Origin of the sequence: Spirulina sp. 06S082 (assembly GCF_034932145.1) — a bacterium.
Taxonomy (GTDB): Bacteria; Cyanobacteriota; Cyanobacteriia; order Cyanobacteriales; family Spirulinaceae; genus CCY15215.
In genome coordinates this window covers 16753-28786 of record NZ_JAYGHV010000393.1, presented here as the reverse complement: position 1 = coordinate 28786, position 12034 = coordinate 16753, and the positions used below count along the sequence as shown (strand labels likewise).

The following is a 12034-nucleotide window of genomic DNA, read 5'->3' as shown; positions in this document are numbered from 1 at the left end:
TTGTCTTTACCTCATTGACGATGAACTGTTGTTGGTTTTGCCATTCTCCTGCAATTTGTGCTTGGGATTTTGCCATCGAGAAGAAGACGATCGCGGGAATAGCCCCCACTACAATCCCGAGAGAGGCGGGAATCCAAAAACCCCCCCCTACACTCATAACCAAGGCAAAACCTAAATTGGCAAGATAAACAATTAGCGGGAAAATCAGTTGCGATCGCGACAGAGAGAGAGGGGTTTTCTCCCAAAATAGAGTAGCCACCGTCATAAAGACAATCCCCGTTCCCAGCCAACCGAAAAAGTTTTGATAGGGCATTCCAAAAAAGCCCCCCGGCTGATCCCAAATCCAAAAAGGAACGCTGGTTTGACTCATGGCTGGGTCTAAAACAAAATCCCAAGAGGTCAGGAGAATGGAGCCAAAGACGATCGCCCCTCCCAAACGCAGTCCCTTAGAAATATTCAATTGTTCTAAGCCCGATCGCGCCAGTAGATAAGCGACAAAACCCAAATAAAACCAAGACAGAGGAATTGTAAACGGCACTAAACCGCCAATTTTATAGCCCAAACCACTGAGATAGTGATAGTGACCAAAAGGAAACCCCGTACTCGTTCCCAGGAGTTCGCTGCTTAAGGAAATGGCGATCGCCGATACCATAAAAGTCAGCCAAGGTTTAGCCCCAAAAACGCGATAAGCGTAAATCGCTACGGCGGCGATTCCTAGCACCATATAAGCCACTCCTCCTCCCGCCATCGACCAGCCAAAAGCCGTCTGACCAATAGGGGGAAGACTGGCAATAAATTCAGCATTGGGGAGAACCAATAACAAGCCAGCCAAACCAAAAACCATTGACGCAATATGACCGATCAGGAACGATCGCTCGACTATAACCAGTTTTTTCATGAATTCCAGCCCTCTTAAATATTGGTGGTAATTGGCATCCTCGGAAAAATTTCCCTCTTTCCAAGGCGATCGCGCAGGATGAGAATATTTTGGCAATTTTTTTCACTACGCACCGATCGTCTAGTTTACATCTCTAAACAAATTGTTTAAAGTTTTGTAACTGAAATTGAGGGAGATAGAAAGAAAATGGTACGAGCAAATTTGTCAATGGTAAGGGGTAGAATAGAGGGAATCGGTTAAATGAACGACAATCCCTCTATTTCCTCGCCAAGTCGAGCCAGATTTATGAATTCATCTTCTCCCCCAGATCGCACTATCATCATTCGTTCCCTACAACTGCGCGATTATGAGGCCGTGCAAGAACTCGCGGCCAAATCTTGGACTCAGGAACGAGCCAGCGAAATAGAGGCTTTACAGGACAAATTAGAGCAGTTTCAACAGTGGTATGGGCTGCTCAAACTGGCTCGTCTCTTGCCGAATTCTAACCCACACCCTTTTCATTTGTATGTTGCCGAACAACAAGAAAAAATTTGCGGGCTGATTTGCGTTTCCCCTTTTAACCGCACTCGCAGCACTTGGCAGGTTCAGACTGTTCTCATTGATTTTCAGGCAGCACAGCCCCAAGAAGCCTTAAATCTCAAAGATATTGGCTCGCAGTTGCTGCGGCACTGTTTTGAGACGATCTGGGAAGCGCGAACTTGGCTGCTAGAGGTCAATGTTAGCGATCGCGACACCCTTGCCCTTTATCGTCAAAATGGCTTTCAACCTCTCGCACAAATGACCTATTGGGACATTACCTCGGAAATTGTCCTGGAACTCGCCCAGCACAAACCCTCCCTTCCCAATTTGCTACCCGTCAGCAATGCTGAAGCACAGTTACTCTATCAATTGGATACCGTATCTATGCCGCCCTTGTTGCGACAAGTGTTCGATCGCCATATCCAGGACTTTAAAACCCCTTTACTTCGCTCCACGGCGGCAAAATTCGAGCGTTTGGTCAAGCAAACAGAAGTCGCAAGTGCTTATGTATTTGAGCCTCAGCGCAAAGCGGCGATCGGCTATTTTAAACTTGAGTCTTTTCAGGAAGACAAAGCTCACAAATTAAAAATTACGGTTCATCCTGCTTATACTTGGTTGTATCCAGAATTGTTTGCTCAGATGGCGGGTTTGATTAAGGAGAAAAAAGTGCGATCGCTGGAGGTGGTTTCGGCAGATTATCAGCCGGAAAGAGAAGAATATCTGGAAAAATTGGGCGCAGAACGTCAGGAACATACTCTGTTAATGTCGCGATCGGTCTGGCATAAGTTACGAGAAACTCGTCGGGAAGGCTTACAACTTTCTGATATGTTACAAGGACTTAAGCCTGCACGTACACCAGTTCCCAGCCGCATTCACTGGTTAAAGTCATTTCGAGTTAAACCCTCGGAATCTCATTCTCAAGAGAACAATAAGCACAATCCTCCTGAAGCGACTTCTTAAAATTTGGGAACGGTATTTGCAGAGATTGGCGGACGGGGACGAATAACGGTGACTTCTCGTGATGGGATTGTTGCCGAGGCGAAGGTTGAACGAAAAGTGAGGAAAGAGGATTTATTGAGAGTTCTGTGAGGTGCAGCGATCGCATCCTATTGAAATTTATTTTGCGCTTGTCTTCTCTGAATGACGAGTTAGAATGGAGGTTGAGACGAGCAGAAAGAGAGGGTAAACAGCGTGAAAGGCAAAGTATTAAACCTTGTTGGCTTCATTATTTTTGTTAGTTTAAACTGGATGGCATTGCCGAGTCTAGGACAAGACTTGAAGGCAGAATTAAGCAATGCAGTTTGTCATCAAAATTGGGGAGAGGCTATTGAAGTTATCGATCGCATGAGTACCATTTCACCTCAATCGGCTTCTCGTTTGCAAGACTATCGCGATCGCCTCGTCACTTTACAAGATTCTGAGGCTAGAGTACCTGAATGGCAGGAAGATTGTTCACCCCCCACACCCCTTAACTAAGATTCACCTTTAGCGACGGGTAAAAGAACTGTAAATGTTGTCCCAAAATTTAATTGACTTTCAACTTTAATCTGTCCGGAATGATTTTCGACGATCGCCTTAGCAATGGCTAAACCCAAACCCGATCCTGTCGGTTGCGAAAGAGTGCGATCGCGGGATCGGGAGGGATCGACTCGGTAAAAGCGATCGAAAAGATGAGGTAAATCTTTCTCAGGAATACCAATACCTGTATCTTTTACTCTCACTTGCAACCATTCATGACGGCGATCTTTTTTAACCCGTTGTAACTCAATTTCGATCTTGGCTTTATCTCCTGTCTTTGTCGTGCGATCGCCTCGAGAATATTCAATCGCATTACTCATTAAGTTGGTAAATAATCGCGCTAAACTATCCCAATCTCCCTCCACATTAAATAATTCTTCTTCTGTTTGTAAATTGTGTCGTTTTTCTGGTTCGATAATGTGTAAAAATAAAAGAATATCTTCTCGTTCCGCCACAAAACGCTGCTCTTCAATTGCTTCGATCAACAGTGCATCTAACGGCAAACTTTGCAATTGACTTTGAGCAATTCCGCGATCGGATCGGGTTAAAAAAAGCAGATCGTTGACTAATTTTCCCAATCGTTGCGTTAACCGTTCTACAATTTGCAACTGTCTCTGCTGTACCTTGGGATCGCTGTCGGGATATTCCAAAGCCATTTGTACATTAGTTTGAATCGTTGCAATCGGATTTCGCAACTCGTGGGAGGCATCGGCGGTAAATTGTTCGAGACTTTGATAAGATTCTTTAATCGGTTCGATCGCCAGTCCCGACAGTAGCCAACCAATAGCCGCAACGGAAGCAACCGTTAAACTCGTTCCCCAAATTAAATCATAAATTAACTTACGACTGGGTTTAGTCACCTCAAACCAAGGATGACTCACTCGCAAGTATCCCAAAACATAACGGCCTTGTTCGATCCGTTTCGTCACTTGTCGCAAAAGATAGGTTGGTGAAAGATGCACCGTAATTCCGCTTCCCGATAGTTGCAACGGAATTTGAGGGGGTCTGCTAAAGGTTGACCAGAGTAATTGTCCTTCAGGATCGAACCATTCGAGATCGATGCGATCCTCTGCTCTCGTTGGTGTATTATTGCGGAAACTGGCGGCAATATCAACGCGATCGCCCCCATTGGCTGCAGGTTGATGCTGAATGACTAGCGATCGTTCTACCACCTCGGTAACGTGTTTGAGGGTGTCATCGACGCGATCGATGAGGGTATTCCGCACATAAACATAAAACCCTGTCGCAAAGACTAATAACAGGATAGCTGTAACAGTAGCATACCAAACAGCGAGGCGGCGACGGGTGGCAAGGAACATGAGCAGAGAGACTAGGAAAAAAGAAGAGAAAATACAACTTATATTCCCTCTTCTCTCTCATTTTAATTCGCTTTAACTTTTTCGGTTGTCTTATTCAAGAAACTACTAAAAACTTGCACAATTTGATAAACTCCTTCTGTACCTCCAGAAATTAACGCACCTGTTAAAAATACATCCATAATATTAAAACCCAAGGATTGATATTTGGACATTTCTTTGAGTTGACTGGGATCGATTAAGTTTCCCAAAATGCGAATCCCGACAACACTCACAAACACTCCAGAAAGGAGAGTAATCCACAAGGCAAGTTTTCTCGTTACAGTTTTAAACTCTTTAATTTTAATCTCAATGTCTTTTCGCTCTAAAATCCACTGTTTGCGCTCTTCGGGAGTTTCATCTTCGACTGCGAGTTCGGCATCTAATCGCTCCATGTCAGCTTTGTATTTTTCTTGTATTGGATCTCGCCAAGTTGACATAATTACCTCAACTGCACTATGTTGTAGTGCAGCCACAAAACCAATAACCGTTAATAATTGAAAAACATCATTTGGTCCAAAATTCCCGACCTTAATAACATCTTGAGAAACTGCTGTTAAAGACAGTAAGGCAATTAGTAGAATTGTACCAACTATTTGAATCATTTTTTCAACTCCTGAAGTTTATTGTAGGGCTTAATTTGTAGTTTAAGGGGGATTTTTCAGTTGGTCAAGGTGTTTTAGGAAAAAGACAAAAATGTAAAGATTGAGCAAATATTTTTCGCCCAATCTTGATGATTTTTTAGACCTGAGTAATATTAACCTCAACAATCAGATCGTTAAAGTCATTATCGCCCCCATTTACTAAATCTTCAAAGCCAAAAGTGTTATTTGCCAATAAGCGAATGTGATCGACTTTATCGGGATTTGCGCCTAAGAAGGGGAAATAGGCGATGATATCATTGTTAATATTGTTGGTATTATTCTCAAGTAAGAATTGATCCGGTGTTCCATTCATAATCATAAAGGGAACTAATAACGAACCTGCTGCAAATCCATGAGAGAATTCACCAATTCCTTGATTGAAAACCGAGAGTTCAATATCTGTCAGTCGGTTATTAATGGCTGCTGCTGCATATCCCGCATCTCCTGGTGCTAAACCATTTACTGTTCCATTTTCATCGCTGGCTAAAAAGAAGCCGACGGTGTTGCTAAAGTTAGCTTCTCGATAAACTTTGAAACTACTACTAACAAATCCGGAAATACTTCGCAGATCGAGAAGTTCTTTGCCTTGCTTTTGAATACTGCCGACTCCGAGGGGAGTGCCTTCATTAGTTTGTTCGAGAAACACAGAAATTCCTTCTGTAAATTTAACTTGAAAACGCCCAGTGGCAACTTCTGTAAAGCTAACTTCTTGGGTGAGAATTTCACCATCAATGGTTTGGAGTTCGATCGCAAAGTTTTGATTGCTGGGGATTTTTTCGAGAATAAAGGTTTGTCGGCTGGCATTAAATCCATTGGGGCGAAAACGCGAGGGAAGGGCGGTAAAAAGAACGTCTGTTAGGGTGCGATCGCCATTGGCATTTTGATACACAATACTGATTTGTGTAATGCGATCGCTGGCATCGTCAGAGAGTTGAAATTTGAGATTTCCTCCTCCTTGACTGCCTGTTGTAAAGCGTTTGAGACTACTATTTACTTGTAGGCGATCGGAGAATATGGAACCAGGGGAATCTGTACCTGGGGAATCTGTACCGGGGGTATCTGGAATTGTTATTTGGCTAACATTGCCACCCAAACTAAAGTTATAGATGCTATCTGTCAAACTTGTATCGCTAGTTAGGAAAGAAAGTTCTCCTGTGTAGTCTCCCTGCGCTAAAGCGTCTAATTTAACGGTAAAAGTGATATCGCTATTCGGGGCGATCGTTGCAGGAAAATCTCCCATCAAACTAAACCCATTGGGAAGCATGAAATCGCTTAGGCTTATCGTATCGCTACTAATATTGCGTAGGGTAAAGGCGATCGCAACAGGATTATCTTTTGTTGTTCCCCCAAATTGAAATATGCCTGTATCATCGGGAATAAAAGTTCGATCGGTGCTAAAAACTTGTAATTTGACATTGGGATCGAAAACTGTTCCTTTAATATTAAAATTATAAGGATTGTTAATCTCAGTATCGTTGGTTTGAAAAGAGATATCCCCTTGATAACTTCCCAATGTTGTCGCATCTAACTGTATCGTAAATGTTGCCTCTGTGGGATTGTTCGGATCGCTTGTCCCCGCAATTGTCGTCGGAAAACTCCCGACTAATTTGAAACCATCGGGTAAAGTCAAATTACTCAAAGTGACTGCCTCTGTGCGAGGATTACTGAGTTTAAATGTAAACTCGACGGCAGTATCTTTATTCGTCGTCCCAAAATCAAAACTTCCCGTATCATCAGTAATCAAATTACCATTACCATCCAAAACCTGAATGATAAGAGGTTTCGTGACTGTTCCTGTGAGAGCAAAGTTATAAGGATTATTATTAGTATCGTTGGTTTGGAAAGAAAGGTCTCCTGTAAATGTCCCCGCGCTAGAGGCATCTAGTTGGACAGTAAAGGTTTGTGTTTGGGGGGTATTGGGATCGTTAGTTGCTGCAATGCTATTGGGGAAGCCTCCTACGAGGCTAAAACCCGTGGGTAAGGTCAAACTACCCAAACTTAGAGATAGCGTTCCTGTACTCGCAATGGTAAAGGTTCGTTGGAGTGTTGTTCCTTGAGATGTGGCTCCAAAATCAATGCTTCCCGTATCGTCTGGAATAACTATACTACCAGAATCTCGAACCTCACTACTGCTTTGAGCGCCTATTTCATAAGCACCAATATCGGGGACTCCGATCGCCACGGCACCGCGCTGATCGAGATTAAATCCGTTTCCTGCATCGATCGCCGGACTGCCTGTTACTAAAGCATGGGTAAAGGGATCTCGCTCAAGTAAGCCATTGGCGGCCAAAGTCGTGTTGAGAATTTGGTCGATCGCGCGATTGTCAACAATATCGCTTCCTGTGCCGATCGATCCCGAAGTACCAGAGGTATTCCCGATGAGATTATTGCTATTTCCTGTAATTGCCCCCACAACATCGGGACCAGATCCGCCTCCGGTATTGCCTGCAATAATTGAATTTTTAACTGTAAACGAGCCGCCACTGCTATCATTAAAAATACCGCCACCCCCGCTAATGCCAGTATTTTGTGTTAGGGTACTATTATTCACCTCAACAGTGCCGCCATTGCGGTTGCGAATGGCTCCCCCTTGGTCGCCTTGATTGCCACTTAGGGTGCTGCTATTAATAATTAACTTAGCGTTAGCGCCATCATTTTCAACAACTCCACCATCGGCTGTTGTACCTAAAGATTTATTCCCATTAATCGTGCTGCCATTAATGGTAACTTCTCCGTTGAAGTTAGCGATCGCGCCTCCTTCATCCAATGCTTCGTTATTGCGAATCGTACTGTTGTTAATGGTAACTTTGCCGCGATCGTTAAAAATAGCACCGCCATCGTCACCCCCAACAGTTGCGACACCGCCAACAATCTCTAAATTGGCATTTCCATTCTCAAGAGTGATATCATTTAAGGTTAAATCTCCCATTGTAGACTTTGATTGTGATGTTGTTCCGTCAACATAGATGAGGCGAAATGCTTCTGAAGCGCTAGAACTGCTACGAATGATGGAATCATTGCCATTAATTATAATTTTTGTCAGAATAGCAGGCAAGCCACTCCAACCGCGATTGAGATCGGGGCCGTCTGAGGGAGTATTAAATGGACCGGTGTGACTGAGCAGTTCATAAGTACCGTTCGAGGCTAGATTAATGGTAGAATCGCCTCCTTCATTAGCGGCATTAATCGCGTCAATTAGCCCTTGAACATCTCCATTAGCAATATTGATTAAAACGGCGGGATAAGTTGCCATCACCTCGGGTTCAAAGGCTAAATCGGACTTAATTTCCCCGGTTTGATAGTCTAACTGCCAATTTCCTTCTAGGGCAGCATTTCCGGTTAAGTTCAAGGATGCAGCAATTTTAGCGGAGGTAATTGTACTTAAAGCCTTGACAAATTCGCGTCCTTGTGCAGTCTTGGCAACTTGACAACCGTAGAGGAGGATGTCGCGATCGCCTTCTCTTCCGGTTCCCCATTGTTGCAGAATGGGAACATATTGTTCTAAATTAGCGAGACTGAGTTTTGTACTGCCGAGATAGAGGCTGCCTGGGGAGCCGTGACAAATGAGGTGCAGACTGGTAAAACCTTGGTTTTGCCGCAAATAATCGCCGATCTGAAGGACTCCATCTCGGTTAGGATCGAGTTGCAGGACTGTTGCACCGGCAATAACTCCAGTTGCTAAATGCTGGAAATCCGCGATACTGGGATCGATAATGACGAGCATTCCCCGTCCTTGAGGTGTTAAAATATTTTCTTGGGAGATGCTAGAAACCTGATTGGAATAATTCATTTTTGTTCTCGCTTTTGTTTAAGTCGAACTTAAGTTTAGATTTGGAAATATTTCTAGAATAGGGAAGCCGCTATAAGGATAACTTGCAAAGGAGGCGATCGCATCAGGGAAAATATTATTTTAATAGCATTAACCCATTAAATTACAAAAGCACCCTGTCCCGCCCAGCACATTGCTATCAACTATCAACTATCAACTATCAACTATCACCGAACTTCTTTGAGGCTTTCAATGCTATCGGTAAATAGTTCGGTAAATAAACTGATCACCTTGCGATTTTCACGCACTTTGATGTTAATGGTCACATCCATCCCAGATTGTAAAGGGATTTGGCGATCGTTAGCGAGGAGATATTGGGTATTCAAGCTCACTTTTGCCGGAAAGCGGAAGTATTGATGAATCTCGTCGGGAGGAAGTGCGTCGGAACCAATGGCAATAACTTCGCCTTTAACATCGCCAAATTCACTAAAAGGAAAAGAGGTGAAACGAACATCAGTTTTCATTCCTTCGCGCACAAAACCGATATCTTCGCTGGTAATAAAAATTTCTGCCACTAAATCATCTTCCGGAACAATAGAGAGGAGTGTTTCGCTGGGATTGGCGACAAAGCCCCGATATGCTTGTAAATCGAAGACTTTTCCGCCAACGGTGGCGGTAACTTCTTGATCTTGCAACGTTTTCTCGATTTGGAGGATCTTACCGTTGAGTTCTTTAATTTGTTTGTCGTTACTGACGACAATATTCAGAACCGCTTGAATGAGTTGGCTGTCAATTTCGGCGATGCGCTTGTTATTTTGCGCCATCGAGTCCTGCACGTCTTTAATTGTCACGGCAGATGTATTGATAGACTCTTGTTGGGATTGGCCGATATTTGCCATTAAACGTTGCCGTTCTTCATTAAGCTGGAGGATATTAGCTTGCCCCGTGTTGATTTGCTTGTACTGCTCTTGCATTTCAATGCGGGCATTCTTTTGTTCAATACGAGCATTATCTTGTTCAATACGGGCATTCCTTTGTTCAATACGGGCATTCCTTTGTTCAATACGGGCATTATCTTGTTCAATGCTGTCATTATCTTGTATTTGTTGGATTTCCGACCGGATTTCGCTCACCCGGAGGCGCTGTTGGTCGTATTGATACACTGCCATTGCTCCTTCTTTGACAATCGGAGCCATCTTTTTGAGAATTCCTTCTTCAATGGCCAGCTTCTCGGCTTTACCTCGAATTTCATTTTGAGCGCGCTGCCGCATTTGTTGAGCGCGCTGCTGCATTTCTTGAATACGCTGCTGCATTTCTTGAATACGCTGCTGCATTTGTTGAATACGCTGCTCCATTTCTTGAATACGCTGCTGCATTTGACCGATCATTTGGCGATCTGCTTGGAGTGTTGCTTTCGCATCAGCGATTTTCACTTGATTTTGTTGCAGTTCTCTGCCAACTTGAACAACTCCTAATTCGGCTGCTCTTTCCCGCGATCGCGATTCAGCTTTGGCGACTTGCAATCTCGCCTTTTGATTGGCGGCTAAATTCGTGTCATTTCCCCCCAATTGTGCTTGATAAACGCGATTTTCGGCAATGAGTTCTTCTCGGTTGCGGGTGAGTAAGAGAATGCTGGAGGGAAGTTTCAAGTCGGCGATCGCTTTGCGGATCGTGTTGGCATCTTTGGTTTCAATTAGACTTCGATAGAGTTTATTTTCTTCTTCAAGGGATTTTTTCAGCGATCGCGAGGTGGCCAATTCCGCAAGGGCGGCGGTAGAATCGAAGGCCATCAAAACTTGTCCTGGTGCGACAACATCTCCTTCTTTGACAAAAATCGCTTCAACGACTCCTTCCAGAGGAGCCTGTACTTCTTTAACCTCTGCTTGGGGTTTGAGTTGACCTTGAGCGGGAACAACCTGTTCTATCTCTGCTAAGTATGCCCAAGTTACGCCAAACCCCACAACCCCTAAAACTGTCCAGACAATGAGGCGAGACCATAACGGAGACTGGCGCAAGATCACGGGTTGCTCGAAGACTGGATAAGCAATTTGTTGTGATGGTTCTGGTTTAACTAATTGTCCGCTTTGTCCACCCTGTTGAGTTGCAAGGGCTGAGGCGGATAATGAGTCGGTTTTGGGCGCTTGTACGGGTTTCTGGTAATCGCTCTTTTTGTCCGCAAAGTTAATGCGCCGTCTTTTGGGTTTGAATCCGTTGCCGTTCATGGGTCGATGCGATCGCTAGAGGTCAAGAGGCTTTCTCATTTTATCAGAAAATTGGGTTTAAAACCCCGTCCTAGAAGGACGGCTTTGTATTCGCGAACACTCAGCACAGATATAGTTCTGTTTTCCTTGTCGATTTTTTCCGTTGAGGAAGGTGGGAGTGAGGAGGATGGGGTTGGAGTCGGGAGCGGCAATGGCGATCGCTTTTCTCCATTTTTCTTGACTTGCCCCAAAAATCAAATTTTTCCTTGACAAGTTTTGATGATTGATTCATTCTCTATAATGGAGTCAAATGTATTGACTCTTTCTTTCTTTGAGGCAATGGTACAACAACTTTCTCCTCTAACCATCGAAGACGATTTTCTCTATCCTGATAGCGACGGTAAACCCTTGGCTGATAATACCACTCAATTACGCTTAATTTTCACCATTAAAGGGGGTCTCGATGCTCTCTTTAAGGACAGAGATGATGTTTTTATTGCTGCCGATTTATTATGGTATCCGGTTCAGTTAACCCAAAAACAAATTATTGAACAAGAAGAACCCCAAAGACAGGCTCCCGATGTGATGGTTGTTTTCGGACGACCGAAAGGCGATCGGGGTTCTTATATGCAGTGGAAAGAGGACAATATTGCTCCACAAGTGGCTTTTGAAATCCTGTCTCCGGGTAATAAGAAGAAGGATATGGACACAAAGTTTAAGTTTTATCAACAACATGGCATTAAGGAATATTATCTTTACAATCCTAAAAAGAATCGGCTGCAAGGATGGTTGAGAAAGGGGAAGAAGTTGAACGAAATTTCTCAGATGGAAGGATGGATAAGTCCGCTTTTGGGGATAAGATTTACAACAAATGAGGGAGATTTGGTTCTATTTCATCCTGATGGAGAGCGTTTTGTTGATTTTGTTGAGGTTGTTGAGCAACGCGATCGCGCTCGAGTGGCTTTAGAGGAAGAAAAGAAGAAAAATCAACAATTACTCGATCGCCTTATACAATTGGGTATCGATCCTAATACTCTGCCTTGAAATCGCCTTCTTTCAAACCCTCTCAGAAATGCGATCGCTACTTCCCTCAATTTTACCCCAGCGATCGCACCATTTTGAGTTTGTCA

At 43.8% G+C, this 12034-nt stretch carries 10 protein-coding genes; 4 read left to right on the top strand and 6 right to left on the bottom strand.

Features of this window, described 5'->3' with window-relative positions:
* The coding region (gene cruF / locus VB714_RS23385; RefSeq protein ID WP_416309775.1) for a gamma-carotene 1'-hydroxylase CruF at positions 1-898 on the bottom strand (898 nt) is incomplete at its 3' end.
* 240 nt (positions 899-1138) lie between these two features.
* Here cruF and VB714_RS23380 point away from each other — a divergent pair.
* The 3 genes from VB714_RS23380 (at position 1139) to VB714_RS23370 (ending at position 2893) form a co-directional block, all read left to right on the top strand.
* The gene (locus VB714_RS23380; RefSeq protein ID WP_323227227.1) at positions 1139-2377 is read left to right on the top strand and encodes a GNAT family N-acetyltransferase; all 1239 of its coding nucleotides are present in this window, start codon (positions 1139-1141) and stop codon (positions 2375-2377) included.
* 3 nt (positions 2378-2380) lie between these two features.
* Positions 2381-2506 (top strand): hypothetical protein, encoded by a 126-nt coding sequence (locus VB714_RS23375; protein WP_323227226.1) that lies wholly within the window; start codon positions 2381-2383, stop codon positions 2504-2506.
* 102 nt (positions 2507-2608) lie between these two features.
* Positions 2609-2893: a hypothetical protein gene (locus VB714_RS23370; protein WP_323227225.1), complete on the top strand. Its 285-nt coding sequence runs from the start codon at positions 2609-2611 to the stop codon at positions 2891-2893.
* Here the strand turns inward: VB714_RS23370 and VB714_RS23365 are convergent.
* The 5 genes from VB714_RS23365 to VB714_RS23345 all read right to left on the bottom strand — a co-directional run bounded on the left by VB714_RS23365 (position 2890) and on the right by VB714_RS23345 (position 11177).
* On the bottom strand, positions 2890-4254 hold the full coding sequence (locus VB714_RS23365; RefSeq protein ID WP_323227223.1) for a HAMP domain-containing sensor histidine kinase: 1365 nt from the start codon (positions 4252-4254) through the stop codon (positions 2890-2892). The genes VB714_RS23370 and VB714_RS23365 overlap by 4 nt on opposite strands.
* A 62-nt stretch (positions 4255-4316) precedes the next feature.
* On the bottom strand, positions 4317-4895 hold the full coding sequence (locus tag VB714_RS23360) for a hypothetical protein (RefSeq protein WP_323227222.1): 579 nt from the start codon (positions 4893-4895) through the stop codon (positions 4317-4319).
* Between the two features lie 136 nt (positions 4896-5031).
* Positions 5032-8724, bottom strand: coding sequence for a DUF4347 domain-containing protein (locus VB714_RS23355; RefSeq protein ID WP_323227221.1), 3693 nt, complete (start codon positions 8722-8724; stop codon positions 5032-5034).
* 206 nt (positions 8725-8930) lie between these two features.
* Positions 8931-10925 carry an HlyD family efflux transporter periplasmic adaptor subunit gene (locus tag VB714_RS23350; protein WP_323227219.1) on the bottom strand — a complete coding sequence of 665 codons (1995 nt, stop codon included), beginning with the start codon at positions 10923-10925 and terminating at the stop codon, positions 8931-8933.
* A gap of 57 nt (positions 10926-10982) precedes the next feature.
* Positions 10983-11177 carry a hypothetical protein gene (locus VB714_RS23345; protein ID WP_323227217.1) on the bottom strand — a complete coding sequence of 65 codons (195 nt, stop codon included), beginning with the start codon at positions 11175-11177 and terminating at the stop codon, positions 10983-10985.
* Positions 11178-11219: 42 nt separating this feature from the next.
* On the opposite strand from VB714_RS23345, the gene VB714_RS23340 reads away from it, so the two are divergent.
* Positions 11220-11948, top strand: coding sequence for a Uma2 family endonuclease (locus VB714_RS23340; protein ID WP_323227215.1), 729 nt, complete (start codon positions 11220-11222; stop codon positions 11946-11948).
* Positions 11949-12034 lie beyond the last annotated feature (86 nt).

Coding starts and splice junctions, on each gene's coding strand:
- VB714_RS23350 (WP_323227219.1), bottom strand. CDS start 10,925: ATGAACGGCAACGGATTCAAACCCAAAAGACGGCGCATTAACTTTGCG.
- VB714_RS23360 (WP_323227222.1), bottom strand. CDS start 4,895: ATGATTCAAATAGTTGGTACAATTCTACTAATTGCCTTACTGTCTTTA.
- VB714_RS23380 (WP_323227227.1), top strand. CDS start 1,139: ATGAACGACAATCCCTCTATTTCCTCGCCAAGTCGAGCCAGATTTATG.
- VB714_RS23355 (WP_323227221.1), bottom strand. CDS start 8,724: ATGAATTATTCCAATCAGGTTTCTAGCATCTCCCAAGAAAATATTTTA.
- VB714_RS23365 (WP_323227223.1), bottom strand. CDS start 4,254: ATGTTCCTTGCCACCCGTCGCCGCCTCGCTGTTTGGTATGCTACTGTT.